This is a genomic window from Thermotoga sp. RQ2, assembly GCF_000019625.1.
Lineage (GTDB): Bacteria > Thermotogota > Thermotogae > Thermotogales > Thermotogaceae > Thermotoga > Thermotoga maritima.
Window position 1 is genome coordinate 923,906 of record NC_010483.1, and the last position, 26,127, is coordinate 950,032.

A 26,127-nucleotide genomic window follows, 5' to 3' on the forward strand; every position below is an offset into this window, starting at 1 on the left:
AAACTTTCAGGGAGGGAAATGCTGTGGACTACAGGATGTGCTGGCTGGAGTACAGAGGTTTACCAGCTGATGCCGCCGGAAAACTCAAAGACTGGTTTTCAAGTGTTTCCATTCTGGAACCCGGTTCTTCAGTTTTGAAAGACGAGATCAGAAGATTTTCTGAAAGATCGATTGGCATCACTCCCAGATTTTATTCCAGACCATTGAAGAAAGAAAAATACATCATGGTGGGACGTTTGGAATCCCTTCCCATCAAGCTTGATGAGAATCTTGGTGAGGAAGGTTTCATGCTGAGAACGCTCGAGTGGAACGGTTCGAAAATCCTGCTTGTAACTGGCGAAACAAAGAAGGCGCTTGTTTACGGGATTTTTGATTTGATGAAGAGAATAAGACTTGGTGAAGATATCGAGAAAATGAATGTCCTGGAGAAGCCGAAAGCGAAATTTCGTATGCTTAACCACTGGGACAACCTCGATGGAACGATCGAGAGAGGATACGCAGGGAACTCCATTTTTTTCAAAGACAACAGAATTATCATAAATCAGAGAACGCAAGACTACGCCAGACTCTTAGCCTCAATAGGTATAAACGGTGTTGTTATAAACAACGTGAACGTCAAAAAGCGAGAAGTTTACCTGATAGACTCTATCTACCTTAAAAGATTGAAAAAGTTGGCTGATATCTTCAGAGAGTATGGAATTAAGATCTATCTAAGTATAAACTTCGCTTCTCCTGTTTATCTGGGAGGGCTGGATACGGCCGATCCCCTCGACGAAAGAGTGGCGCGCTGGTGGAGAGAAAAAGCGAGGGAAATATACGATTATATTCCAGATTTTGGAGGGTTTCTTGTCAAAGCCGATTCTGAGTTCAATCCTGGACCGCACATGTTTGGAAGAACGCACGCAGAAGGCGCAAACATGCTTGCAAGGGCACTGGCACCGTTCGGTGGGGTAGTAATATGGAGAGCTTTCGTTTACAACTGTCTCCAAGACTGGAGAGATTACAAAACGGACAGAGCAAAGGCGGCTTATGACAATTTCAAACCTCTCGATGGGCAGTTCGATGACAACGTGATCATTCAAATAAAGTATGGTCCTATGGATTTTCAGGTGAGAGAACCCGTCAATCCGCTTTTCGGAGGAATGGAGAGGACAAATCAAATTCTTGAGCTTCAAATCACGCAGGAATACACAGGTCAGCAGATTCATCTGTGTTTTTTAGGAACCCTCTGGAAGGAGATACTGGAATTCGATACATTTGCGAAGGGTGAGGGTTCTTACGTGAAGAGAATCGTGGATGGAACTCTCTTTGACCGTGAAAACAACGGTTTTGCCGGAGTATCAAACGTTGGTGACAGTGTGAACTGGACGGGCCACGATCTCGCTCAGGCGAATTTATACGCGTTCGGAAGACTTGCGTGGAATCCCGATGAAGAAATCGAAAGGATAGTTGAAGAATGGATAAAACTCACTTTCGGCGATGACGAGAAGGTTCTGGAAAATGTTTCATACATGTTGATGAAATCCCACAGGACGTATGAGAAATACACCACTCCGTTCGGGTTGGGATGGATGGTGAATCCTGGTCACCACTACGGTCCAAATCCGGAGGGATACGAATATTCGAAATGGGGTACTTACCACAGAGCCAACTGGGAAGCGATCGGTGTCGATAGAACTTCCAGAGGCACTGGTTACACCCTTCAATACCATTCACCGTGGAAAGAGATATACGATGATATCAACACGTGTCCCGAGGATCTTCTTCTTTTCTTCCACAGGGTACGATACGATCATCGTTTGAAATCCGGAAAGACACTCCTTCAGACGATATACGATCTCCACTTTGAAGGGGTGGAGGAAGTAGAAGAATTCATAAAGAAATGGGAGGAACTGAAAGACAGGGTATCACCAGATATTTTTGAGAGAGTGAAAGAGCGTCTTCATATGCAACTCGAACACGCGAAGGAGTGGCGTGATGTAATCAACACATACTTTTACAGGAGAACGGGTATCCCTGATGAGAAGGGAAGAAAGATATATCCGTGATCAGATTGCTCCTCCTTCTTCTTGATATATGACCTCCCATTCGAAATTGTCTATGTAGAAGTCGAGTGTGGCGGGTTTCGAAGCACAAACACCGAGTAGGTATTTTTCGACATTGTCAAGATCAGGGACGGTCGTGGTACCTTCCACGGTCGTCCATTCGTTTTTCTCCAAAAGAGCCGTGGCTATCTTTGTGAGTGAGGTGCTGCCGCCGGTTTCTTCATAGATGTTCATAGTGACAGTCGCCTGGTCTTCTCTGGTTTGAAGTATGTCGATATAAAACTTAACGATGTCTCCTTTGAAAGCTTTTCCTTCAAGGAGCTTCTTTAGATCGAACCACACGCTGATGAAACCGGTGACATCTGTTGAAGAAGGAGAAACGTAGAGAACCGTTCCGTGTTGATCGGATTCGGGCAAACTGTTGTCCACAACAGTAGTAATTGTTGATTCTGGAGATTCTTCTTCGACAACGTTCTCAAACAATGTCTCTTCCGAAATCTCTCCAGTACCTGGTGGGGTTTGGAAAGTCGTGGTCAGCATGCATCCTGTGAGAATAAGACTGAATAAAGTAGCAGAAATCAAAAGAACTTTCATTGCGATCCCCCCTTCTTTAAAATCACCTCGTTTTCCAGTATTCTGAAAAGAATATATGAAAGCCCCTCGAGGATTATATTTCTTCTTTTGTAAAGATCTTCGTGATCGGCGTCGAAAACGAGTGCATTTCCTCCGTATGAGGCACTTTTGCATGGTACCATACCATCCGTTTCTTCAAAATCGTCTTTCATTGTGGAAACACTACTTGCGAGAAGTTTCAGGCCGATCAATCCCAGAGTGTCCCACGCAGATGTTGTCATTATGTTCAGTAGAATTCCTGGAATACTTTCTACACTATCGAGGGAAATAGTTCCGACCAGGTTCACAAACGGAACATTTGAAAAATCCAGTGGTTTTCTTTGCCAGAGAAGATATCTGTATCCTGGAGCGTACGTTGCACTGAAACCCGCGTAGGATATCAGAAGAGCCGCTCTGAGATTTTCTGCGGTCTTTTTGTCTATGAGAAACTCCTCTTCGTATCGATCTGGATCGGTGAACAGAACGTTGGCAAGTGGACTTCCTAAGTGAGGCGTTCCCGCGAAGATTATCCCTTTCACGTTTCCAGGGTGCTTAGCAGCGATATGCTCTGCTATTATTCCTCCCATGCTGTGTGCGAATATGATGATGTTCTCCATATCTTTTGTGAGATCGATGAATCTTTCGGCTGACTTTTCCGGATCTGCAAGAAGAGTTGGGTAGATAAACAGATAGACGTTTATTCTCAGTCTTTCTCCTATTTCCTCGAACACCTTCTCAATCTCTTTCTTGTACTCGGTCATCTCGCCTGTGTATTCCCTCGGATCCATTCCGTGTATCACTACGAGATTGAGAGAAGAACCTTCTTTGTGTATTTCAGCGAGTTTTTCCTCTGGTTTTTGCCATTTTATCACTTTTCCAATGACGGTGGCGTTGGTTTCAAGGAGAGGAGGATTGTACGGATCAACGGTTCCATCGTACACCATCCTGAATATACACCAGTCCCCAGCGTAGTACTCCACCACATCGTAGAGTGTGGGTGTAGATTCCAGAATGATGTTGAAGCCAAACATTGATACACCAAGAAGGACGATCGCAACCAGAAAGAACCTCATTCTGATCTCATCCTTTTCTTGAATATCATGAAAAGTGCCACCAATCCCGTTAGAAAGAGGGTGTAGTGTCCCGCTGACAGGGTGATTCTTTCTTCTCCAAGAATGGGTCTCAAAAACCCTGTCAGGTACTCAAGAAGACTCATTCCAGCGAAAAACAAAACAATGATACTTCCAACGAACATGTGTGCATGGTACTTTTCTTTAGAGATCTCGAATTGTCCAGCAAGAAAAACAAGCGAGACGACTCCCAGGAAGATGCCGAACAGAAGATCGATCTTCATGTAAAGGATACCAGAAATCAGGGTTAATATGAACATCAAAATGTTCATATTAGCATCACCACCAGTTTTCCAACATAGAATACGATCAGGGATAGCACATACGCAATTGAAAGGGAATATCCAATTGAGAAAAGGGTCCACTTCAAACTTCCCGTTTCAGAATATATGGTTGCGATAGTTGCGAAACACGGTATGTACGCCATGACGAAAATGAGAAACGCTATGGCAGACACAGGGTCCATTTCCGCAGACAGAGCTTCCTTTGCTCCCAGGAATGTTTCTTCCTCGAATCCATAGAGCATCGACATAGTCGAGACAACAACTTCCTTCGCTACGGCCCCGTAGAAGAGCGATGTCACTATCTTCCAGGAGTATCCAAAAGGCTTGAAGATCCACTCCAAGGATTTTCCTATCATCGCGGAGAAGCTGTTCTCAATGTCCCCGGCTGCTGGGAAATAACTCAAAACCCAGATAAGAATGGCAGAAACGAATATGATCGTTCCGGCTTTTTTCAGAAAGTGCTTTCCTCTGTTCCAGGTGTAGATGTACAGATTCTTGAGTGTGGGCATTCTGTACCTCGGCAGTTCCAGAATGAGTGGTGAAGTCCTTCCCCTGTAGAACAGCCAGTTTATGACAACCGATGAAAGGAGGGTTATCAGAATACTCAGAGAGTAGATTATAAAGAGCATGGCAGCGGAGGACTCAGGGAAGAAGATTCTCAGAATGAGAAGGTACACTGGAAGTCTTGCGCTGCAGCTGATAAAGGGAGTGATGAGGATGGTCACGAGCCTTTCTCTTGGATCATCTATGGCACGGGTGGCCATGATAGAAGGTACATTACATCCGAATCCGAGTATGAGGGACATGAACGCTCTACCGCTCAGTTTGAATTTTTCCATGATTCTGTCCATCACGAACGCGGCTCTGGGGAGATAACCGCTTTCTTCCAGAAAACCGAGTGCGAGGAACATGGCGAAGATGTTTGGTGTGAACACCAGAACACTTCCCACTCCACCAATGATTCCATCGGATATCAGCGATGTGAAAGCGTTCTCTCCGAAAGTGTTGACAACAGCGGATCCCAACTGGGAAAAGAGCAGATCCAGCAAGTCCGAAAAGACCTGCGCGATGTCGAATGTGAACTTGAAAACGAGATACATGAGGGCAAAGAACAGCGGAAACGAAAGAAACTTGTGGGTCAGGACATGATCTATGGCTTCGGATAGAGAGAGAGATTTCGACCCTGCATCTGCAAAGGCTTCTTTAACAACGTTTTCAACGTATTCTCTCTTTCTTTTCGCTATGAGAAGGCGATAACCGATCCTTTCTTCTTCGCTCAGCTCTGGAAGACCAAGCTTCACGCCCTCTGAGTAAAATTCCGGGTCCCCCGAGAGGTATTTCAAAGCGAAATACCTCGGGTTGATTCTCAACTTTTTATCTCTGAGAAAATTTTCTACCTTCTTTATCTCAGATTCTACTTTTTCTCCGTAATCCAGAATCATTCTGTGAAGAATCGTGTTTTTCTGTGCGTACTCCACGATTTTTTCCCTGAGTTCTTCCAGACCTTCTCCTGTGACAGACGAGGTGAAAACCACGGGGATTCCCAGATGTTTCTGAAGTTCATAACGATCGATTTTTATTCCTATCTTTTTTGCTTCGTCTATGGCTGTCATGGCAAGGATAACTTTTTTTTCCATTTCTAGTATTTCAAGAAGTAGATACAGACTCTGCTCTGGATTGACAGAGTCTGCAACGACTATTACAAGATCGGCGTCACCTTTCAATAGATAGTCACGGGCTATCTTTTCGTCTATCGAGGAATATCCGAGCGAGTAAGTTCCAGGAAGGTCTATCAGATTGATGGTGTACCCTTTGTATGTGAAGACACCTTCCTTTTTCTCAACCGTCACGCCGGGCCAGTTGGCGACGTACTGTTTCGTGCCGGTCAGGGCATTGAAAAGACTGGTCTTTCCAACGTTTGGGCATCCCGCAAGAGCGACTTTCACGATTTTTTGAGAAATCTCACTTCTGCGGGTGAGACTCTTCACCGGCATCGCTGACCCTCCTCACCCATATCTTGGTTGCTTCGCCGTATCCTAAATCTATTTCCCTTCCTTCTATGTAGTATCTCCTTCCTGAAACCTGTATTTTCTTACCTGATTCGATTCCAAGGTTCTTCATTCTAAAAAGAAATCTCCTTCCACCATTTAGTTTGGTTATCTCGTAAGTTCCATCGTCTGCAAGGATCAAAGGCAATTCTCCTCCCACGACTTCCACTTCTATGAGATCCGCTTCTCTTTTTCTCAATGTGATGTTCCTATTCCCAATCTTGCAGACGAAAGGATCTCCCAGGGGAGCGACTTGAACGATTTCTATTTCTTCACCTGGAACGAATCCCATTCCCACGAGTTTTTCATGCAGTTCTCCGGAAACTTTGAGTCTTTTTATTCTTGCGGGAACTCCTGGTACGAGTCTTGAAAGTTTCACGGCTCTGCCCCCTTTTTTTGAGAATGATTCTCAAAAAATTCAGATTAATTGTATCATCATCACATGGATGCTTTCAATATATACATTTCTAATATATTGTCTATACGAGTCTTCTGACAAGCTTTATGGCATCCTGAGGGCAGACTTCATGGCAGACGTAGCATCTTATGCACTTCTGGTAGTCGATTCTCTGAGAGGAGATATCTATGGCCGAGGCGGGGCATCGTTCCTCGCAGAGCCGACACTTCACGCACTTTCTGGTGTCGATCTTTGGATACTTCACAAAGAACCTTGAAAAGGTTCTGGATAGTCTATCGAGGGTGGAGACGGTGGAAGGAAGTTGTATAGAAGCGTGGAACGTTCCCACAATTTCATAATCAGGAACTACTCTTCTTTTTCGAGCATGCTGAACCGTGTAAACAACATGATCTATTCCTAAAGCTTTGCAGACAGCGTCGTCGAGAGCAAAAGCATTTTTCGAAACAGCCACAAGGCCAAAATGTTTCTTTTTACCGTTTGTGGGTCCGTTTCCTTCCATACCCTCCACACCGTCGAGAATCGTGAGAACTGGAGACACGATTCGATGAATGTCTATCAACAGATTCGCGAAATCGTCGTAATTCTTTGCCCTCATGTGCCAGGAAGATTTTTCGAGACCCACCACACATCCGAAGGTGTTTTTCACTCCGAGTGTCATAACCATTTGGGAGTGGGTCTTCAATTTTGGAAGATTAACCACCTTGTCTGCTTCAAGAACCTTCCTGGAAATTTTTATCTTCTGAAACACTTCTCCGCTGACTTCCACAGGATCATCCAAAGGAACACATGGAACGCCCAGTCTTTCACAAACATCTTCAACACCTGTGACAGAAAAACAGCCTCGCAAGCCCTTCCGCTTCAGGGGAACGGGTAAGAGGCTTGCTTGTTGGTCATGTTCGTGTTATGATTGGGTGTTGTCGCTATCGATCCAACCGGATCATGTGCATCTTTTTGTTTCTGCGCCTCCTCGGTTAGCTCCGGCACAAATAGTCAACCTGTTCAAAGGGGTGTCTTCAAAAAAGCTTCTCGAAAAATTCCCGCACCTGAGAACAAGAGAAGGATTGTGGAGCAGAACATACTATGTGGGCTCAGTGGGCACCGTTTCAGAAGAAACCATCAGGAGGTACATTGAAGAGTGTCAAGATATGTGATCAGAACCTACAAAGTCCCTGTGCCGGTGGAATTGTATCCTTTGTGTTCCGAGCTGAACAGGATCGCCGCTCGGATCTACAACAAAACCATGTCGCTGGTCAAAAAGATCAAAAACAAGAAAGGTTTTTGGCTCTCACCGAACACAGCGCAAAAATACATCCTTCGCTGGTCGAGCGCTATCGATATCCACACTCACTCCAAACAAGCCATGGTCCAGCTGTACTTTCAGGCACTCAATAGCTACTTTGTTGCAGTCAAAACAAATCCACATGCAAAACCGCCATACAAGAGGAAAAATTTTCTGCCGTTCATTTGGAAAAATCAAGCCATCAAGCTTTTGCCAGATGGGAAGGTCAAGCTCTCGATGGGACGCAATCGAGAGCCATTTGTAATCCCCACAACGTTGCCAGCCGGTACAACAATCAGGCAAGCCAAGTTGGTTTACGAAGCCGGCCGGTATTATCTTCACCTTGCGATAGAGGTGAAGAGTGAGCACAAGAGAGGCCAAAGCCAGAAAGTTATGTCCGTAGACGTCGGAATACTCCGCCCGATAACCTGTTTCGATGGTTCTGAGGTGATTTCATATCACGGTGGTGTTCTCAACAGCATACTCAGATACCGAAACAAAAGACTAGCAGATATTCAGCGGGCTTTGAGTCGATGCCAAAAGGGCTCACGAAGGTATAAAAAACTGTCGAGAGCCAAAAGAAGGGTGCTGTACAAGACGAGAAACCAAATCAACGACGTGCTCCACAAAATCACGAGCCACTTCATCGGTTTATGCGTGCAAAAGAACATAGGCACCATTGTCGTCGGAGACATTACGAACATAAGAGAACGCACAAACGGCAACGATAATTTCAATCAAAAACTGCACCAATGGGCCTTCAGAAAGCTCATGAGCCAGATAGAATACAAAGCGCAAATATTCGGCATCGAGGTTGTGCGCATTTCTGAAGCGCATACAAGCAAAACGTGTCCTGTATGCGGCACTCAAAACAGGCCGTCTGGACGAAATTACAAGTGCGCCGGCTGCGGTTTTGAGTATCACAGGGACGGAGTGGGAGCAATCAACATTTGGAAAAGGTATCTTGGGACGAAGTCCCAAGTAGTAGCGGGCTTGGCACCCGCCAGAGGTGTGAGGTTTAACCCGCACCTCTGTGGCCATGGAGCGATTAGCGCTCCATGGAAGGCAGCCTAAGAGCTGCCAAGAATCCCATCCCCTTCAGGGGATTGGGAGTGTCAAAAGAACCTTATCGGATGGTGAAAACAGGTGAGAAAAGTACTTGTCAAGGAGTTCTCTGAGCCTTGTGCTGGCTTCCTCGTAGTTGGAGACGTTCAGGAACCAGACCTTTTCCAGATGACATCCCTCCCGTCTTTTATGGTCTCGATACCGGATGGGATATTGAGCTTTCCTTCTTTGAGTATTTCGATTATGAGATCTTTTGGGAGAGCCGTTTCGATCCATATTTCGGAGATATCGACGATTTTTAACTCACGGACCGCTATTTTCTGAAGTGCTTTTTCTATTCCTTTCACGTATTTTTCCTTGTCCATCCACATCACCTCAAAACAAAAAGGGGGCATATGCCCCCTTCGTTTCTATGGATTTCATCAGAAGTTGATCTCAAAGTTTCCTCCAACGGGGATTGCGATCACGTTGTTTTTCTCGTAGATTCTCATTTCAACACCTGCACCGAGTCCAACTACGAGTCCTTCAAAGTCTCTTGTGTAGCTGGCACCAACACCAAAGACCCAACCGAATTTACCAAAATCGAACTTGGCCATAGGCCAGCTGGGTCCACCGAATCCCCTTATGACAACTCTGGATTCTCTGTCGAGTTCAATGGAGTATTTGAAAACAGCAAACAGATCGAGTGCGTTCTGACTCGGAGTAGCATCAACAGAGAAAAGAGGAGTAGCATCAGTACCAAGAAGATAAGCAAAACCAAGCCCAAGACCCAGCTCCATATTTTCTGCTACCGGATATGTGAGATCGAGACCAAAATCCAAGTAATTAGCTGCCGTAGCATCGGAAGTTGTAGATGTCGCAGAAACAACAAAATTATAATTCCCAAAAACGCTGACCTTCAGATCCTCCAGCGAGAAAGCGAAAGCTCCCACTGCCACTACCGCGAGAAGAATCACAAGAAACTTTTTCATGAAAACTCCCTCCCTGTAATGAAATTTTCCGTGTTCAATTATAACACACAGAAGTGGTAAAATATCAAGGCAGAGGTGGTGATTTTGAGTCCGGAGAAGTTTCTGCTAAGGTACGCTAAAAAATACTGGTATCTTTTTCTTGCAGGAACTGTGCTATCTCTGATTCTCACAGTGCTGGAAGTCCTCCCACCCCGTTTGATGAAAACGGCGATAGATAAGTTTCTTGTGGAAAGTACTTTATCTTCGTTTGAGCGTTTGAACGGCATTGTAATAACGGCCTTTATAATTTTAGGAATTCGCGTCCTTTCCTTTCTGGTGGGGTTTGCGAGTTCTTATGTAACAGGGTATGCAGGCTCAAAGATAGTCCTTCTGATGAGAAAAGACGTGTTTTCCCATGTCATTTCACTTCCGTATTCTTTTTTCACAGGAATACCTTCCGGAGTAGTTACCACCAGGATCGTTAACGACACACAGAATATCCAGGAGTTCTTCTCTTCTGTTGTGACCAGTGTGATTATGGATGTTCTCCTTTTGGGAGCGGTCGTTGTTTCTCTCATTCAGCTCAGTCGAGAGCTTTTTGGCCACGTCTATTACCTTTTGCCTTTGATCGTCATTTCGATCCTCCTGTTCAGATACTTCGACAGGAGGGCTTATCGCAAGGTCAGAACCAACCTCGCCCGCCTCAATGCCTTCCTGGCAGAGCACATAGCAGGTATCAACGTGATAAAAATCTTGAATCTGGAAAAACACAAAGAAAAGGAGTTTTCCACAGTGGCCACAGAGTATTACAGATCTCTGATGGAACAACTCTACGTTTTCGGAGTCTTTCGTCCTCTCATGGATTTTCTTTACTTTCTGGGAGTGAGTCTTGTTTTGTGGTACGGTGCCAGGTATATCGCGAATAAAACCCTTGGATTCGGTTCTCTGTACGCTTTTGTATCTTACCTCGATATGTTCTTCAGGCCTCTCAGAGACCTTTCTGAGAAGTACGATATAATCCAGAACTCCATGGCATCCTCCGAGAAAATTTTGAACCTCTTAAAAGAAGAACCAGAGGTCATAGGAAATCCAAATGGACCGAATAAGATTTCAAAAGGTCGTGTTCGTTTTGAGAACGTGTGGTTTTCGTACGACGGAAAGAACTGGGTGCTGAAGGACATAAACTTGGATTTTCAACCAGGGAAACTGTACGCGATAGTGGGAGAAACAGGTGGTGGGAAATCCACTCTCATGAGCCTGATAAACGGTCTTTATATACCGCAGAAGGGAAATATATTCATCGATGAGATTCCGCTTCTGGAGTACAATTTAAAACTTGTGAGAAAACAGATAGCAGCTGTCCCGCAGGATGTTCTGTTGTTCAGCGGAACGATCCTCGATAACATCAGGCTTTTCGATGAGAGCATACCAGAAGAACGAGTTCTCGAAGCACTGAAAAGAGTCCATGCTCTGGATATAATAGAGAGGTTACCCGGAGGTGTTTACTACGAAATAGTCGAAAGAGGAACCACTCTCTCAGCAGGCGAAAGGCAACTCATAGCGCTCGCAAGAGCCGTTTTGTTTGACGCGAAGATCTTCATTCTTGATGAAGCGACGAGCAACGTGGATGTTATAACAGAGACGAAGATTCAGGAGGCTTTAGAAGAGCTTTCAAAAGACAGGACAGTGATAATGATCGCACACAGACTCTCTACTGTGAAAGACGTCGATGAGATAGTGGTAGTCCACAATGGTAGGATTGTAGAGAAAGGCAATCACTATGAACTGTTAGAGAAGAGAGGATTTTACTACAACCTTTACAAGATACAGTTCGAAAATGCGTAGGGAGGGAAAACAATGGACAGATCAGAAAGATTGATTCAACTCATCTCCGAAAAAGAAGCAGACGCTTTTCTGATAATGAACATAGAAAACTCTGCCAGGGCATCTTCAGTTTACTTTTCCGGATTCACCGGATCTTTTTCCATCATTCTCATCTCCGAAAACACAAGGCTTCTCATAACCGACTCCAGATACACAGTTCAAGCCAAGCAGGAAACGGATTTCGAGGTGAGGGAAGTAAAAGGTGGGGATTTCATTGATGTTCTCAAAAAAACGGTGAATGATCTGAAAATAAAAACGATTGCTTTGGAAGAAGAAAGGGTTTCTCTTTCACTTTTCCGGAGGATTTCGAGTGCCTTTGGAGATAGAAAGTTCATAGGAATAGATGATGAAGTCAAGCAGATGAGGATGGTGAAAGACGAAGGAGAAATCGAGAAGATAAAACAGGCAATAGAGATCTCTGAAAGAGCCTTCCTCGAAACGATACAGCAGATCAGAGCTGGAATGACAGAAAAAGAGATCGCCGCCCTTCTCGAATACACGATGAGAAAAGAAGGAGCGGAGGGTGTGGCTTTTGACACCATAGTGGCTTCAGGCTGTAGATCCGCTCTTCCGCACGGTAAAGCCTCAGACAAAGTAGTTGAGAGAGGGGACGTGATTGTGATAGACTTCGGGGCCACATATGAGAATTACTGTGCTGATATCACCCGTGTTGTTTCCATAGGAGAACCATCCGACGAAGTAAAGGAAGTTCACAGTGTAGTTCTCGAAGCACAGGAAAGGGCTCTCAAAATTGCAAAGGCAGGTGTGACGGGAAAACTACTCGATTCGGTTGCCAGGAATTTTATACAGGAGAAAGGTTACGGTGAGTTCTTCGGACACAGTTTGGGACACGGGATAGGCCTCGAAGTACACGAAGGACCAGCCATCAGCTTCAGAAACGATTCTCCACTTCCAGAAAACGTTGTTTTCACCGTAGAACCCGGAATTTATCTGGAGGGAAAGTTCGGTATAAGGATAGAAGAAGACGTGGTCTTGAGAGAGCAGGGCTGTGAAATACTCACTACTCTGCCGAGATCTATCTTCGTCGTCTGAGATCTTCCAGTAGTTCTCTCACTGTCTTTCCCATCACAGGATGGATTAAATCTGGAGCTATCTCGCACAGTGGTTCCAGGACAAACGTTCTGTTGTGCGCATCGGGATGGGGTATTATGAGGTCTTCTTCGCTGAGAACAAGATCTTCATAGAATACGATGTCGAGATCGATGATCCTGGGTCCCCACCGTATCGTTCTCACTCTTCCCATGTTTCTCTCTATTTGGAGAAGTGTATTCAGCAGTTCGTGAGGAGAAAGCGGTGTTTGTGCGATACAAACCGCGTTCAGGAACCTCGGTTGATCTTCGTAGCCGTATGGTTCTGTTTCGATTATGGAGGATACTGTTTCTACCTTTATATTTCTCTTGTTCATTTCCTCAAGGGCTTTTTCTATGTTTCTCTGCCTGTCACCGAGGTTGCTTCCAAGCGCTATTACAACCTTTGCCAGAGTATCGCCTCCATCATTCTTATCACCCTCTTGTTAGGGAGGACATCGTGTACCCGAATTATATCTACTCCTTTCATCGTGCAGTACGCGGTGACCGCAAGAGTACCTTCAAGTCTTTCTTCGGGGGGCACGTTTCCCAAGGTGATTCCTATGAAAGATTTTCTTGAAGCACCTATGAGGATGGGCAGTTTTAACTCTTTGAATTCGTCGATCCTTCGAAGAATTTCGAGGTTGTCTTCGTATCTTTTTCCAAACCCGATACCCGGGTCCAGAACGATCTGGTTCACACCTTTTTCTTTTAGATACTCTATTTTTTCTGTGAAGTACTCTTTTATCTCCTTCACCACATCTTCGTAATGAGGATTTTCCTGCATCGTCTTTGGCGTTCCTTTTATGTGCATGAGAACGTAAGGGACGTTGTTTTCAGAAACTACTCTGACGATATCCGGTTCGAATTGATAACCGCTGATATCGTTTACGATATCCGCTCCGGCTTCAAGAGCTTTCAAAGCCACCCTCCACCTGTATGTATCTACGGAAATCGGAACGTCGGTTATCGATCTGATCGCTCTTATCACGGGAATCACTCTGTTCAATTCTTCTTCCTCATCGACGGGATCTGATCCGGGACGGGTGGACATTCCTCCCACGTCTATTATGTCAGCACCTTCTTCTATCATCTTCTTTGCGGTTTCCACCGCTTCGAGTACGCTCTGTTTTCTGGAATCAGCGAAGAAGGAGTCCGGTGTGACGTTTATTATTCCCATAACCATCGTTCTTCCAAACTCGATCTTTCTGTTCCATGGAGTTGTGTAAACCACGTTTCATCCCTCCAGAACGAAATCTCCTTTTTCTACACAGGCGAACGCGTTGTGGTTGTGTATGCTTTCCATACTTTCCACGTAGACTCTGTACCAGGTGATCCTTGGATCTTTCTCCAGTTCCAGTGCCACGTCTCTTGCCACATCCTCTACGAATCGGGGATTCTCATAAGCCTTTTCCGTGACGAACTTTTCGTCCGGCCTCTTCAGCAGGGTGTAAAGAGGAGAGCTTGCGTTTTTCTCCGCTATTTCTACCAGATCTTCGAACCAGATGAACTTTCTGGTTTTCACCGTTATTTCAACGAAAGCCCTCTGGTTGTGAGCACCGTAATCGCTGATCTCTTTTGAACACGGGCAGAGTGTGTGGACAGGTGTTCTGACCCCAATTTTGAAAGAAAAATTCTTCTCCTTTTCTGCTTCAACGAAGCAGTCCACTTTCAACGGCGATTTCTTTCTGGAAACAGGAGACTCCTTCCATATGAAGTAAGGAAAGTGGATCTCCAGGTGTGCCCTCTTTGCTTCCATGATTTCTATGAGATCATCCAGAATCTCTTCGAAGATTTGAGGAGTTATCACTTCCAGTTTGTTTAGAACTTCTATGAATCTGCTCATGTGTATTCCTCTTTTTTCACGGTGAAGATCCACTGAACAGCTAATCTGAGCAACGGTGGACTGGTATCCATCTTCCTTGAGAATCACCTTGAGAGGCCAGTGCAGATCTTTTATTCCCACCTTTTTTAGAGGGACCATCCTTGGGTCTTTTTCGTTCTGAACATCCTTCAAACCTTCTCACCCCTGTACACAACACCGCTCGTTTCTGTCTCCCACAGTTCTATCTCGTGGAGCCTGACACCGCGTTTTTCCATCTCTTTTGAGAGCTGATCCCATATCCATATCGCTACTCTTTCCGTGGTGGGCTGGTCGAACATGTCGTTGAGATACGAGTGATCGAGTTTAGAAATAACCAGCTCTTCGACGATTTTTTTCAGCTCGGCAAAATCCATGACCATCTCTTCTTCGTTCAGAGGACCTTCTATCTTAACAACGAGTCTGTAGGTGTGACCGTGGAGTCTCTCACACTTTCCAAGGTACCTGGTCAGATTGTGTGCGGCTTCAAAAGAAAATTTCTTCACCAAGATCATGCTCTCACCTCTAAAGAACGTAATCTCCGAATTTTTCGACCACTCTATTCACAAACGTTCTGATCTCTTTTCTAATCTCTCTTCCCACCTCTATACTGCTGAGATCGAAGTCTTCCAGGGATGATTCAAGTAACTCGAAGGCTTCTTGAGATAACTTCTTTTTCTTCACTTCTTCGCGCACCATGCTCAGGGCTTTTTCCACGGTGTTCGCAGGTCTGTAAGGCCTTTCCTCTAAAAGTGCGCTGAACACGTCGGCAACCTGGATTATTTTATCTTCAAGGGTCATTTCTTCCCCTTTCAGTCTAAAAGGATAGCCATAACCGTCGAGCCTCTCATGGTGCCTTACCGCGGGTAAGAACCAGTTTTCATCTTTGTAGGGGAGAAGGATGAGATAGGAGAAATAGACGTGCTTTTTCATAATAGCGTATTCTTCATCACTGAGTTTTGCTGGTTTTTCGAGAATTTTGTAACTCACGCTGATTTTACCAATGTCGTGGTACAGACCAGCGATGAAGAGATCCTCACTGTTTCTGCCAGCTTTTTCTGCCATTTTTTTTGAGAAGACTGCGACTCTCCAGGTGTGGCTGGTGGTGAATTCGCTTTTGGTATCCACGATGAAAGATACGATTTTCCCAATTTGAATCAGGTCTTTCTTGTCACAGTCCGGACAATTTCTTACGTGGTCATTCAGCAAGTCTGTAACATCGTATCCTGCAAGAATATTCTCAAGTTGCCACTGGACAAACTCCATGTTCAGAACCTCTCTGCATGCTTCGAACACCTCCGGAAAGAAGAAGCTCTTCATATCTTCAAGAGCTATGAGGATATCTCTGGGTGAAACGTCTAAATTGACCATTGTGTATCTTGAAACCTGGTCCGAGATGAAGACGATGTTGGAGATCAGATTCTCTTCTGTTTTGTCCAGGTACGAGGCGGGGAAATGATGTTTCAAAACGATGGGGGATATGGGCTTCAGTTTCTCGACGTAATCGGTGATGAAGCTCCCAAGAATGCTGTGAAGGTGAAGGGGTTTGCCCGGGGTGTCCCGCACGATAACGAAAGTGTCGTCTATTTCATCCAGCAGCGTTTTCCCTTCGTATGGCAGAATCAGTCCCAGATCGTGGATCAATCCAGATAAGAATGAAACGTTGGAATCAAGATTCATTTTTTCTGCGATCTGAGCGGAAAGAAAAGCGACCTGAAATGAGTGTCTTCCCAGCGAAGGGATCGTTTTTAATAAATTAATCAACATCTGTATCATTGTTTTTCACCTCGATTGAATTTTAAAACAGACAGAATTTCGTTCAACAGAGAGTTACGATTTTTCTCGTTCAGCTCAAAGATGACGACATCATTTCTGTTTTTGATCTTTTCTACGAATGGATCGCTCGATTTCTTGATTGTGGCTACCACATCTTTCTCGCTGTCGAAGATTTTTTCGACTACCTCCCGGAATTTCCTGGATAGGAGTTCCATCTTTCCTATCTCGTCTATAATGATCAGATCTTTCTCCTGAAAGGCTCTTTCGAGCGATCTTACACCGATTTCTTCCAGGTCTTTTAGATTCACGTAGTATTTACCCACTCTGTATGGAGAAGGGAGGTCTGTTCTTGCTAATATTCCTTCCTCACCATCTAAGGTGATGATCTTGAAACCGATTCTTTTTCCGTCCTCTCTCATCTCTTCAGTGTAAAAGCCCCCTGCGTTCTGCAGGAGGCGTGATAGTTTCTTGATTAAAGTGGTTTTCCCGACACCTGGCCTTCCGGTGATCAGTATTTTCATTTTAACTCAACGCTGTTCAAAATCCTTTCAAACAGACTTTCCAATCTCTTGAAGTCCTCTTCCGGAGCATAGAAACCCATGTAGAGGTACTGTCCATCTTTCTCTGGGAACTGGACAATCCAGTAGGTGAAATTCTGTCCCGTCTGGTAATCCGGCATGGATGTCTCTATGAAGTTAACCTCGTAATTCGGGGTTTTGTAAACCTCACCGTTGAGTGGTTCTGTTTCGTAATGTGCTTCTGCGAAGATCAGATTTGCAATGTCCAATATGAAGTAATGCACTCCTTCAGAAAGCTGGTAATAGGTGTAAGCGGGAACGTTCAATTTGAAGGTTTCTGTTTCGATCGTTTTCATTTCTGGTTCCTGAACCACTTTAAAAGAACTTTCATCGAGTTTCTTTCCGTCCGCGTAAACCACTACTTTCCAGTTACCGAACACATTTTCTCCGAATCCGTCGGTTGCCATCCAGCCCCACACGCTGTCGTAATAGTCGTAACCCGTTTCTATCGTTGGAGCAACGACGTAATAGACGGTTTCCTTCAGATTTCCATCTGGATCGTACCATTCCCATTTGAATATATGGGAGTTTTCGAATGGCTTTGTCGCGCTCCACATGACGATTCGTTTGTCAAAAGGTGTGAACGCAGTGTCTGTAGCGAAAGGTGTGTTTTCGTAAACGCTTCTGCAAAGGAGAGATTCTGTAACGGACACTTCTTCCGCCGTGGAGCTTTCGAATTCTCCGGAGACGTTTTCAAAGATCACAGTGGTTCCTTCCAGCGAGTAGAACGGATCTTCCGAGCTGGAGAACAACAACTGCAGTTTCCCTTCTACGAACTTTCCGTTGAAGGCACCATCCCAGAACCAAGACGGTCCCACGCTGCCGGTCGAGTCTGATTTTTTCCACCATCCAAAGATACTGTTTTCGATCACTATTCCTTCCAAGGTTTTCTCTCCAAAAGATCCTTCGAAGTGATTGCCGTTCTGGTACATCTCAAGCGTTCCATCCTGCGAGCTCCACCTACTGAATTTGAATCGTTCGTTCAGATCGATGCTTGAGAGGATCTTCTCCAGAGTCTTTAAATCCTCGTCTGCAGGTTCTCCGGCCACAAAACTCCAGAAAACGAGATCTCTCATTCCGAGTGGAAAGACCTGAACGTTGAAAGAAAGGTTGTTTCCCTCAAATTTGTAGTATCTTCCCTTGAATCCTTTCCACTCTGTCTCACCCTGGTCGACGAGAGATGCATCCTGAGATAGTCCATAGACAAGCGCTTCTTCAACACCTGCGTCGTAGATGAAAAACACACCGACTCCCTGATTGAGTGTCTGACCATCACCCACTCCCTTGAAAACTCCGGTCGAGTTGAGACCAAGTGGGGGTGTTTCCTGCCAGTCTGACGGTTGCTGCCAGCTAATAGGGCCGAAAGATCGGGAGACCCATTCCTGGGAGATTCCAAGGACCGCTAAAAGAACCAAACTGATCAAAACAAGTTTTCTCACAATAAGACCTCCTCATAAAGTTTGCCACCTCTATTAAACCACTTTTCACTTCAAATCACAAGCCACCTTCACGAGTTCGTATTCTCTTGTTCCAAGACCGATCTCTTCAGCGTATTCGAGTTGTGTCTTCCAGGTTACATCTGGGTGAACCTCAAGGAACGGATCTTTGCCCGTTTTTTGAAGGACAAGATCGATACAGGCCTGGTCCAGGGCGACCGGATCTGTACTGACCGCGATTCCTATATCGGGAGCCACGGGAGGTTTGTTCATGTTCCAGCAGTCGCAGTCTGGAGAGATGTTCATGATGAACGAAATGAAGACCGCTTTCTTGTCTTTGAGAACCGCTTTTGCGTATTCAGCCATCTTTTTACTCAAAGAGTCAGTCGAGCTGTCCCATTTTGGAGACATGGCACCGTAGGAACACATGGCGATACACTGTCCACAGCCGATACACTTTTCGTAATCGATCTTTGCCACTTTTGTGACGGTGATTGCTCCAACCGGGCAGAACTTCGCGCATGTTCCACAGGCGACACACTTTTCTTCAACCACGTACGGTTTGGATTCGGAATGTTGTTCCATCTTTCCAGCTCTGGATGCACTTCCCATTCCGACGTTTTTTATCGTTCCACCAAAACCTGTTGCTTCGTGCCCTTTGAAATGTGTTACAGCGACTATCGCATCTGCCAGGGCTATCGCTGCACCTATCTTCGCTTCTTTTACGTAGTTTCCATCTATTTTCACCTTTATCTCATCTGAACCCCTGAGACCATCCGCGATGATCACAGGAGCCCCTGTCACCTCGTAGGTGAAACCGTTCAGGTAGGCATTTATCAGATGATCCACAGCGTTCGATCTGTGGCCGGTGTAGAGCGTGTTCGCGTCGGTGAGGAAAGGTTTTCCACCCAGTTTCTTGATCTGGTCCACAATGATTTTCACGTACTGGGGTCTTATGAATGCGAGGTTTCCGTATTCACCGAAATGGAGTTTTACAGCCACGAACTTGTCTTTTTCGATGATCTTTTCCAGTTCCACTTTCTTCAAAAGAAGTTCTAACTTTTGAAGCATGTTCATGTTTGGGTTGGTCGTCATGTCTGTGAAATAAACCTTTGCTGGCATGTGAATCCCTCCTTTTTTGAGAATTAAAAAGAGAGCCCAGCAGGGCTCTCTTGAGGTATATGATTTTTCACTTAAATTCTACCACAACTATCTACTTTGTTCAAACAGCCACTCTACGACTTCCTGACTTTCGTAGGCAGGTATCCACGATCCGTGTGGATCCCACCCGTGTTTCTCCATGAAACCTTTTTCGTACTCGGTGTATCTGACTTTTCCTCCAATCTCTGCGAGCTTTTTCACAAGAACACGCGAATTCTCCACTGGGACAACAGGATCGTCTTCTGCGTGGAAAACCCAGATGGGTATGTCCTTTATTCTCTCGACTTTGCTGACGTCTCCTCCACCGCATATCGGTATTGCAGCTGCGAAGAGTTCCGGAAAGTTCATGATGGCACTCCAGGTGCCGTAACCTCCCATCGAAAGCCCGGTGATGTAGATTCGATTCTCGTCTATGTTGTATTCGTCAAGAAGTTTCCTAATGATCTTTATCACCGCAAGGAGGGGTTTTTCTGGATTGAAAGGATTTTTCCTGTCAGTGAAGAGTGTGGACCAGCTGCTGTTTGGTGGACACTGCGGTGCGAGAACAAAACACGGATGAACCACCTGGTATCTCGGCTGGGCCCAGACAACCGCTCCACGATTCCCAGCGACCTGTAAATAATTGTCCGTTCCCCTCTCTCCCGCTCCGTGTAGGAAGACAACCAGCGGGTATTTTCTGTCAGGATTCACATCTTTTGGAACAAACAACCTGTAAGGTATCTCAACACCTGTTTCTGGGTCTTTGAAAGTGAATGCGAGGAAATCATCGATGATGAGATGTTTCTCATCCGTTTGTTTCGACGTAAAAGGTTCCACTTCGTTCCCGTCTACGTCAAAAATGGGAACAAGCTGTGAAACAATGTAGTCCAGTTTCACGCGGGTGTTGAGAAAATTAGGCCCGAAAACAATGGTGTTTGAGTGTAAATCTTCGGTGGAGAGTTCCAGAACAACATACTTTCCGCGGTTGTTGAAAATGCTAAAAGAGAGATCTCCGCTGTTGTTTGCGTAGACTTTTGTAATCGTTCTTGAAGAGTAGGTATCGCTAGTTTTCACTTTCACCGAGAACTGATCCGGTGAGAGTTTCTGACCATCGATCTCAACGGGATATTCGATGACGACCGCACAGGCTTTTTCACCTTCCGGAAAGACTTTTGTAATAAGAGTTACACCGTTCACAGTAACATCCTCCTGCGCAAAGAGTATAGAAAGAATTCCCATGAAAATAAAAAACAGCGCTCCTCTTCTCGTGATTACACCCCCTTTGATGCAGAATTCACTTCGAGTATGTTGTAATTTTAACATAAAAAATAACGGCAACCGATCATTACATGGAGTCAATAACTTATGGTTTCGACGGAGCTTTTACTACGTACATTTTTGAGAATGATGCCCTTGAACTCTTTAGAAAGAGCATCGGGAGTAAAATCAGTTGTAACTCAAAGAAAATATTAGAATTTGAACTATAATTTGAAATAATTCCCATTATTCACTCATAATCATGAAAAATGGGTATTACTTGTGTTTGTACTTTTTGATTCATATCGTTATAATTTCTTTCTGAGGAAGATAGATAAAAAGCAGGAGGAATATGAAGTGCATAAAAAGCTGAATCCAAAATCCATGAAAACGGAAAACAAAAAGATGGTTCTGAGATATCTGATAGAGAGTGGACCGCACAGCAGGGTGGAAATCGCCAGAAAAACAGGACTCGCTCAGAGCGCAATATGGAGGATCATTGAAGAACTGGTGAATGAAGGACTGGTAGAAGAAAAGGGAACAGCGACTGGTCGTCGCAGAAAAGCCGTAACTTACGGTCCAACAAGATCTTTCATCACATCCATTATATACAACGTGGAGGTACTTGAGACGCTGGTTGCAGTTGGTTTTCTGGATGGTGCATGGAGAATAATTGAGAGGTTCTCTACTCCGAAAGATTTTGGTGAATTCAAACAAAGAGTCACTTCTTCCTATGAAAACATTCTCAAAAGCCATGTTCTGAACAAAAACATATCGAAAGTGGTGTTTTCTCTTCCAGGTATTGTGAACACGGAAAGTAAGTTTTTGATCCACGCACCGAACCTTGGATGGAGAGATATTGATTTTCAGAAGGAGTTTGGGAATCTAGATTTGGAAGTTCTGGTAGAAAACGATTCCAACCTTTCGCTGTTGGCTGAAGAATTCTTTTCTCAGGATGTAAAGGAAAGTGATGTTGCTTTCTTTCTCTATTTCGGTGAAGGAATCGGTGGAGCGATTTCGGTGAACGGCAAAATCGTCAGGGGAGAAAATTTCGCTGCTGGGGAAATAGGTCATGTTGTCCTCGATGTAGAAAGCGGAAAAGAAGTGGAGGAGTTTCTCTCTATATCAAAACTCATAGAAAAGATAGAGAAATTTGTAGAACTTCAGGGAGAAACGCTGGATGAGAAGTTTCGACACATCAAAAGGTTATGGTTTTCAGGGGAAAAGAACGTGAAAGAAACAATGGAAGAATTCCTACAATATGTAGCAGTCGTTTTAAAGAACATCATCTACTTTCTGAATCCCGGCGTGATAGTACTCGGCGGTGTTGTCAACGATCTCTGGGACACATTTGGTTCTTTTATAAAAAGAGAACTTGAAAAGATAATAGACAGAGAAATTGCCGATGTTCTCATAAGAGATACCATTTTCAAGGAAATTTCACCGTCCCTTGTTGGAGGAAATGTTCTGGCGATAGAAGAGTTTCTGAGACAAATAACTTAACCTTTATCCATATACAAAGGAGGTGTGGGTATGAGAAAGTCACTTGTACTGTTACTGGCTCTTTTGGTTCTTTCCAGTTTGATGGCGCAGGTGTCTCTGCCACGTGAAGACACAGTCTACATCGGAGGAGCCCTCTGGGGTCCTGCAACCACCTGGAACCTCTATGCACCGCAGTCCACGTGGGGTACTGATCAGTTCATGTACCTTCCGGCGTTCCAGTACGACCTTGGAAGAGACGCTTGGATTCCTGTCATCGCAGAAAGATACGAATTCGTGGACGACAAAACTCTGAGGATCTACATCAGACCTGAAGCAAGATGGAGCGATGGGGTGTCTATCACCGCAGAGGATTTTGTCTACGCTCTGGAGCTCACCAAAGAACTCGGAATAGGCCCCGGCGGTGGATGGGATACCTACATCGAATACGTGAAAGCTGTTGACACAAAAGTGGTTGAATTCAAGGCGAAAGAAGAGAATCTCAATTACTTCCAGTTCCTTTCCTACTCCCTCGGTGCACAACCGATGCCCAAACACGTCTACGAAAGGATCAGAGCACAGATGAACATAAAAGACTGGATCAACGACAAACCTGAAGAACAGGTTGTTTCTGGTCCTTACAAACTCTACTACTACGACCCGAACATCGTTGTGTACCAGAGAGTTGACGACTGGTGGGGTAAAGACATTTTCGGACTTCCAAGACCCAAGTATCTGGCTCACGTCATTTACAAGGACAACCCGAGTGCCAGTCTCGCGTTCGAAAGAGGCGACATTGACTGGAACGGACTCTTCATTCCGAGTGTCTGGGAACTGTGGGAGAAGAAAGGCCTTCCGGTTGGAACGTGGTACAAAAAGGAACCTTACTTCATTCCCGACGGTGTGGGATTCGTGTACGTAAACAATACCAAACCTGGTTTGAGCGACCCAGCTGTGAGAAAAGCGATCGCTTACGCTATTCCGTACAACGAAATGCTCAAAAAGGCTTACTTCGGTTATGGAAGCCAGGCTCACCCGTCCATGGTGATCGATCTCTTCGAACCGTACAAGCAGTACATCGATTACGACCTTGCAAAGAAAACCTTTGGAACTGAAGATGGAAGAATCCCGTTCGATCTCGATATGGCAAACAAGATCTTGGACGAGGCAGGGTACAAAAAAGGACCTGATGGTGTAAGGGTTGGCCCCGATGGCACGAAACTTGGTCCGTACACGATATCTGTTCCGTACGGCTGGACTGACTGGATGATGATGTGTGAGATGATCGCAAAGAATCTGAGAAGCATAGGTATCGATGTAAGAACTGAATTTCCAGATTACTCTGTATGGGCAGACAGAATGACGAAAGGAACGTTCGACCTCATCATATCCTGGAGTGTTGGTCCGAGCTTCGATCATCCGTTCAACATATACAGGTTTGTGCTCGATAAGAGGCTGTCTGCTCCTGTAGGTGAAGTCACGTGGGCTGGAGACTGGGAAAGGTACGATAATGATGAGGTAGTCGAACTCCTCGACAAAGCAGTTTCTACACTCGATCCTGAGGTGAGAAAACAGGCGTACTTCAGAATCCAGCAGATCATCTACAGAGATATGCCGAGCATACCCGCGTTCTACACGGCTCACTGGTACGAATACTCGACGAAGTACTGGATCAACTGGCCGAGCGAGGACAATCCAGCCTGGTTCAGACCTTCTCCATGGCACGCGGACACCTGGCCGACTCTCTTCATCATCTCCAAGAAGAGCGATCCACAGCCCGTACCGTCCTGGCTTGGAACGGTTGATGAAGGAGGAATCGAGATACCCACCGCGAAGATCTTCGAAGATCTCCAGAAAGCGGCCATGTGATCTTTCCCCGGCCCCACTTCGGGGCCGGGTTTCACAAAAACAGAGTGGGGAGTGAGAATTGAATGGGATCGAAATCGATGTTCAAGTACCTTTTGAGACGTTTCATCTTCCTGCTTGTTACCTACATAGTGGCAACCACTATTGTGTTTATACTTCCAAGAGCGATTCCTGGGAATCCTTTATCTCAAATCCTTTCCAACCTTTCAAGGGTGGCTCAGGCGAATCCAGAGGCTATAAGAGCAGCTGAGAAAACGTTAATGGAAGAATTTGGTCTCGGGAAACCCTGGTACGTTCAGTATTTCGAATTCATCACCAAGGCACTTCGAGGAGATCTTGGAACATCCATTACTTTCTACCCCAGGAAAGTCATTGACCTGATCATTCCAGTTATTCCGTGGACACTGGCACTCCTTCTTCCAGCAACGATAGTCGCCTGGATTCTGGGTAACAGCCTCGGTGCTTTAGCGGCTTACAAAAGAAACACATGGATTGACAAGGGAGTCCTTACAACTTCCCTGATAGTTTCTCAGATCCCATATTACTGGCTTGGAATGATATTCATCTTCCTTTTTGGAGTTAAACTCGGCTGGCTTCCTGTTCAAGGGGCTTATTCTCAGGGAACGATACCGAACCTGAGCTGGTCGTTCTTCGTTGATGTTTTGAAGCACTACATAATGCCCTTTGCATCCATCGTCGTTTCTGCAATGGGTGGATGGGCGATAGGAATGAGGCTCATGGTGATATACGAGCTTGGAAGCGATTATGCGATGTTTTCTGAATACCTTGGTATGAAAGACAAGAGAATTTTCAAGTATGTCTTCAGAAACTCCCTCCTCCCACAGATTACGGGACTCGCTTTGAGCTTAGGAGGGGTTTTAGGAGGAGCCCTCATCACTGAGATCGTGTTCAATTACCCTGGAACGGGATATCTACTCTTCAGGGCTTTGACTACACTCGATTATCCATTGATTCAGGGGATCTTTGTGATTCTTATTGCCTCTATCTATCTCGCTAACTTCATTGTGGATTTCCTTTACGCTTTGATAGATCCAAGAATAAGACTGGGACAGGAGGCATAAAATATGTTTCGAACGATGATAAGACCACTTTTCAAGAACAAAAAGTTCATAATAGGTTTTTCGATTTTTCTCTTCTTTCTCTTCCTGGGAATTTTTGGGCCAGTGTTCTACAAAGTGGATCCTATGGAAATGACCTGGGATTACGAGCAACCTCCTTCCAGCGCGCATCCTCTCGGAACGGACACGTACGGTAGAGACGTCCTTGCACAACTGCTTCATGGAATTCGTTCTTCGCTTTACATCGGTTTTCTGGCTGCAATCATCTCGCTTGTGATAGGTACGATCATAGGAAGTTTCTCCGCCGTGAAAAGGGGTATTGTGGATGATGTATTGATGGGAATAACAAACATCGTCCTTACTACTCCTTCGATACTCATAGCAATTTTGATAGCGAGTTATTTGAAGGTACGAAGTGTTGAAATGGTTGCGGTCATCTTGGGCTTATTCCAGTGGCCTTGGTTTGCGCGAGCGATAAGAGCACAACTCATGAGTGTGATGTCGAGGGAGTACGTGTACCTTTCTGTTATGGCCGGCTATTCCGATCTCAGACTGGTGATAGAAGACCTCATCCCAACGATTGCGACTTACGCCTTCATGTCCTTTGTTCTTTTCATAAACGGAGGAATCATGGGAGAAGCAGGTCTGAGCTTGATAGGGCTCGGTCCCACCCAGGGAATCTCCCTTGGAATCATGCTTCAGTGGGCAGTTCTCATGGAGGCAGTGAGAAGAGGTCTGTGGTGGTGGTTCGTGCCACCAGGACTCGCCATTGTGGCTGTCACTGCTTCTTTGCTGGTCATCAGTACTGCAATGGATGAAGTCTTCAATCCACGCTTGAGGGAGGAGTGAAGA

At 45.2% G+C, this 26,127-nt stretch carries 26 protein-coding genes; 9 read left to right on the top strand and 17 right to left on the bottom strand.

Annotated elements, in window-relative coordinates; genetic code table 11:
* Nucleotides 1-23: 23 nt before the first annotated feature.
* On the top strand, nt 24-2,048 hold the full coding sequence (gene aguA / locus TRQ2_RS04595; protein ID WP_012310806.1) for a xylan alpha-(1->2)-glucuronosidase: 2,025 nt from the start codon (nt 24-26) through the stop codon (nt 2,046-2,048).
* On the opposite strand, the gene TRQ2_RS04600 is transcribed toward aguA, so the two are convergent.
* From TRQ2_RS04600 to TRQ2_RS04625, 6 genes are all read right to left on the bottom strand, one after another.
* Nucleotides 2,049-2,639 (bottom strand): hypothetical protein, encoded by a 591-nt coding sequence (locus TRQ2_RS04600; protein WP_012310807.1) that lies wholly within the window; start codon nt 2,637-2,639, stop codon nt 2,049-2,051.
* Nucleotides 2,636-3,730 (bottom strand): alpha/beta fold hydrolase, encoded by a 1,095-nt coding sequence (locus TRQ2_RS04605; RefSeq protein ID WP_012310808.1) that lies wholly within the window; start codon nt 3,728-3,730, stop codon nt 2,636-2,638. Before TRQ2_RS04605 ends, TRQ2_RS04600 begins: the two co-directional genes overlap by 4 nt.
* A complete protein-coding gene (locus TRQ2_RS04610; RefSeq protein WP_004082537.1) occupies nt 3,727-4,059 on the bottom strand; it encodes a hypothetical protein in 333 nt (110 codons plus the stop codon). Before TRQ2_RS04610 ends, TRQ2_RS04605 begins: the two co-directional genes overlap by 4 nt.
* Nucleotides 4,056-6,065, bottom strand: a complete 2,010-nt coding sequence (gene feoB, locus TRQ2_RS04615; protein WP_012310809.1) for a ferrous iron transport protein B — start codon at nt 6,063-6,065, stop codon at nt 4,056-4,058. The genes TRQ2_RS04610 and feoB overlap by 4 nt, the downstream gene beginning before the upstream one ends.
* The gene (locus TRQ2_RS04620) at nt 6,034-6,498 is read right to left on the bottom strand and encodes a ferrous iron transport protein A (RefSeq protein ID WP_012310810.1); all 465 of its coding nucleotides are present in this window, start codon (nt 6,496-6,498) and stop codon (nt 6,034-6,036) included. The genes feoB and TRQ2_RS04620 overlap by 32 nt, the downstream gene beginning before the upstream one ends.
* A 100-nt stretch (nt 6,499-6,598) precedes the next feature.
* On the bottom strand, nt 6,599-7,384 hold the full coding sequence (locus tag TRQ2_RS04625; RefSeq protein WP_010865039.1) for a DUF362 domain-containing protein: 786 nt from the start codon (nt 7,382-7,384) through the stop codon (nt 6,599-6,601).
* 94 nt (nt 7,385-7,478) lie between these two features.
* Between TRQ2_RS04625 and tnpA the strand changes: the two genes are divergently transcribed.
* Both tnpA and TRQ2_RS04635 read left to right on the top strand, forming a co-directional pair.
* On the top strand, nt 7,479-7,688 hold the full coding sequence (gene tnpA / locus TRQ2_RS04630; RefSeq protein ID WP_233417792.1) for an IS200/IS605 family transposase: 210 nt from the start codon (nt 7,479-7,481) through the stop codon (nt 7,686-7,688).
* Entirely contained in the window at nt 7,673-8,890 is a 1,218-nt protein-coding gene (locus tag TRQ2_RS04635; RefSeq protein WP_004082517.1) for an RNA-guided endonuclease TnpB family protein, read from the top strand. Before tnpA ends, TRQ2_RS04635 begins: the two co-directional genes overlap by 16 nt.
* Before the next feature lie 137 nt (nt 8,891-9,027).
* Here the strand turns inward: TRQ2_RS04635 and TRQ2_RS04640 are convergent, their stop codons facing one another.
* Nucleotides 9,028-9,246: a hypothetical protein gene (locus TRQ2_RS04640; RefSeq protein ID WP_004082515.1), complete on the bottom strand. Its 219-nt coding sequence runs from the start codon at nt 9,244-9,246 to the stop codon at nt 9,028-9,030.
* Nucleotides 9,247-9,303: 57 nt separating this feature from the next.
* Nucleotides 9,304-9,852 (bottom strand): outer membrane beta-barrel protein, encoded by a 549-nt coding sequence (locus tag TRQ2_RS04645; RefSeq protein ID WP_011943458.1) that lies wholly within the window; start codon nt 9,850-9,852, stop codon nt 9,304-9,306.
* Between the two features lie 84 nt (nt 9,853-9,936).
* On the opposite strand from TRQ2_RS04645, the gene TRQ2_RS04650 reads away from it, so the two are divergent.
* Entirely contained in the window at nt 9,937-11,676 is a 1,740-nt protein-coding gene (locus TRQ2_RS04650) for an ABC transporter ATP-binding protein (protein ID WP_011943459.1), read from the top strand.
* A 12-nt stretch (nt 11,677-11,688) separates the two neighbouring features.
* Complete coding sequence (locus TRQ2_RS04655; RefSeq protein WP_012310811.1) at nt 11,689-12,768, top strand: Xaa-Pro peptidase family protein; 1,080 nt, start codon at nt 11,689-11,691, stop codon at nt 12,766-12,768.
* On the opposite strand, the gene folK is transcribed toward TRQ2_RS04655, so the two are convergent.
* The 9 genes from folK to TRQ2_RS04700 all read right to left on the bottom strand — a co-directional run bounded on the left by folK (nt 12,752) and on the right by TRQ2_RS04700 (nt 20,791).
* Nucleotides 12,752-13,216 (bottom strand): 2-amino-4-hydroxy-6-hydroxymethyldihydropteridine diphosphokinase, encoded by a 465-nt coding sequence (folK, locus tag TRQ2_RS04660; protein WP_012310812.1) that lies wholly within the window; start codon nt 13,214-13,216, stop codon nt 12,752-12,754. The two genes, TRQ2_RS04655 and folK, sit on opposite strands and share 17 nt — an antisense overlap.
* On the bottom strand, nt 13,201-14,037 hold the full coding sequence (folP, locus tag TRQ2_RS04665) for a dihydropteroate synthase (RefSeq protein WP_004082506.1): 837 nt from the start codon (nt 14,035-14,037) through the stop codon (nt 13,201-13,203). Before folP ends, folK begins: the two co-directional genes overlap by 16 nt.
* Before the next feature lie 3 nt (nt 14,038-14,040).
* The gene (gene folE2, locus TRQ2_RS04670) at nt 14,041-14,820 is read right to left on the bottom strand and encodes a GTP cyclohydrolase FolE2 (RefSeq protein WP_004082504.1); all 780 of its coding nucleotides are present in this window, start codon (nt 14,818-14,820) and stop codon (nt 14,041-14,043) included.
* On the bottom strand, nt 14,817-15,179 hold the full coding sequence (queD, locus tag TRQ2_RS04675; protein WP_004082502.1) for a 6-carboxytetrahydropterin synthase QueD: 363 nt from the start codon (nt 15,177-15,179) through the stop codon (nt 14,817-14,819). The genes folE2 and queD overlap by 4 nt, the downstream gene beginning before the upstream one ends.
* Nucleotides 15,180-15,189: 10 nt before the next feature.
* A complete protein-coding gene (locus TRQ2_RS04680; RefSeq protein ID WP_012310813.1) occupies nt 15,190-16,440 on the bottom strand; it encodes an HD domain-containing protein in 1,251 nt (416 codons plus the stop codon).
* On the bottom strand, nt 16,437-16,961 hold the full coding sequence (locus TRQ2_RS04685) for an NTPase (RefSeq protein WP_012310814.1): 525 nt from the start codon (nt 16,959-16,961) through the stop codon (nt 16,437-16,439). The genes TRQ2_RS04680 and TRQ2_RS04685 overlap by 4 nt, the downstream gene beginning before the upstream one ends.
* Nucleotides 16,958-18,457 (bottom strand): hypothetical protein, encoded by a 1,500-nt coding sequence (locus TRQ2_RS04690; protein ID WP_012310815.1) that lies wholly within the window; start codon nt 18,455-18,457, stop codon nt 16,958-16,960. Before TRQ2_RS04690 ends, TRQ2_RS04685 begins: the two co-directional genes overlap by 4 nt.
* A 45-nt stretch (nt 18,458-18,502) precedes the next feature.
* Nucleotides 18,503-19,576 (bottom strand): DUF362 domain-containing protein, encoded by a 1,074-nt coding sequence (locus TRQ2_RS04695; RefSeq protein WP_004082494.1) that lies wholly within the window; start codon nt 19,574-19,576, stop codon nt 18,503-18,505.
* A gap of 87 nt (nt 19,577-19,663) precedes the next feature.
* Nucleotides 19,664-20,791: a prolyl oligopeptidase family serine peptidase gene (locus tag TRQ2_RS04700; protein WP_238514432.1), complete on the bottom strand. Its 1,128-nt coding sequence runs from the start codon at nt 20,789-20,791 to the stop codon at nt 19,664-19,666.
* Nucleotides 20,792-21,208: 417 nt separating this feature from the next.
* Between TRQ2_RS04700 and TRQ2_RS04705 the strand changes: the two genes are divergently transcribed.
* The 4 genes from TRQ2_RS04705 (at nt 21,209) to TRQ2_RS04720 (ending at nt 26,124) form a co-directional block, all read left to right on the top strand.
* Nucleotides 21,209-22,354: an ROK family transcriptional regulator gene (locus TRQ2_RS04705; protein ID WP_012310817.1), complete on the top strand. Its 1,146-nt coding sequence runs from the start codon at nt 21,209-21,211 to the stop codon at nt 22,352-22,354.
* Nucleotides 22,355-22,384: 30 nt separating this feature from the next.
* Complete coding sequence (locus TRQ2_RS04710) at nt 22,385-24,199, top strand: ABC transporter substrate-binding protein (RefSeq protein WP_012310818.1); 1,815 nt, start codon at nt 22,385-22,387, stop codon at nt 24,197-24,199.
* Between the two features lie 62 nt (nt 24,200-24,261).
* The gene (locus TRQ2_RS04715) at nt 24,262-25,278 is read left to right on the top strand and encodes an ABC transporter permease (RefSeq protein ID WP_012310819.1); all 1,017 of its coding nucleotides are present in this window, start codon (nt 24,262-24,264) and stop codon (nt 25,276-25,278) included.
* Between the two features lie 3 nt (nt 25,279-25,281).
* On the top strand, nt 25,282-26,124 hold the full coding sequence (locus tag TRQ2_RS04720) for an ABC transporter permease (protein ID WP_011943472.1): 843 nt from the start codon (nt 25,282-25,284) through the stop codon (nt 26,122-26,124).
* Nucleotides 26,125-26,127 lie beyond the last annotated feature (3 nt).

What these genes read in the sequence shown, in the direction of transcription:
- TRQ2_RS04715 (WP_012310819.1), top strand. Translation starts at nt 24,262, where the DNA reads ATGGGATCGAAATCGATGTTCAAGTACCTTTTGAGACGTTTCATCTTC.
- TRQ2_RS04710 (WP_012310818.1), top strand. Translation starts at nt 22,385, where the DNA reads ATGAGAAAGTCACTTGTACTGTTACTGGCTCTTTTGGTTCTTTCCAGT.
- TRQ2_RS04655 (WP_012310811.1), top strand. Translation starts at nt 11,689, where the DNA reads ATGGACAGATCAGAAAGATTGATTCAACTCATCTCCGAAAAAGAAGCA.
- TRQ2_RS04685 (WP_012310814.1), bottom strand. Translation starts at nt 16,961, where the DNA reads ATGAAAATACTGATCACCGGAAGGCCAGGTGTCGGGAAAACCACTTTA.
- feoB (WP_012310809.1), bottom strand. Translation starts at nt 6,065, where the DNA reads ATGCCGGTGAAGAGTCTCACCCGCAGAAGTGAGATTTCTCAAAAAATC.
- TRQ2_RS04645 (WP_011943458.1), bottom strand. Translation starts at nt 9,852, where the DNA reads ATGAAAAAGTTTCTTGTGATTCTTCTCGCGGTAGTGGCAGTGGGAGCT.
- TRQ2_RS04720 (WP_011943472.1), top strand. Translation starts at nt 25,282, where the DNA reads ATGTTTCGAACGATGATAAGACCACTTTTCAAGAACAAAAAGTTCATA.
- TRQ2_RS04640 (WP_004082515.1), bottom strand. Translation starts at nt 9,246, where the DNA reads ATGGACAAGGAAAAATACGTGAAAGGAATAGAAAAAGCACTTCAGAAA.
- TRQ2_RS04610 (WP_004082537.1), bottom strand. Translation starts at nt 4,059, where the DNA reads ATGAACATTTTGATGTTCATATTAACCCTGATTTCTGGTATCCTTTAC.
- TRQ2_RS04600 (WP_012310807.1), bottom strand. Translation starts at nt 2,639, where the DNA reads ATGAAAGTTCTTTTGATTTCTGCTACTTTATTCAGTCTTATTCTCACA.
- queD (WP_004082502.1), bottom strand. Translation starts at nt 15,179, where the DNA reads ATGATCTTGGTGAAGAAATTTTCTTTTGAAGCCGCACACAATCTGACC.
- TRQ2_RS04695 (WP_004082494.1), bottom strand. Translation starts at nt 19,576, where the DNA reads ATGCCAGCAAAGGTTTATTTCACAGACATGACGACCAACCCAAACATG.
- TRQ2_RS04680 (WP_012310813.1), bottom strand. Translation starts at nt 16,440, where the DNA reads ATGATACAGATGTTGATTAATTTATTAAAAACGATCCCTTCGCTGGGA.
- TRQ2_RS04605 (WP_012310808.1), bottom strand. Translation starts at nt 3,730, where the DNA reads ATGAGGTTCTTTCTGGTTGCGATCGTCCTTCTTGGTGTATCAATGTTT.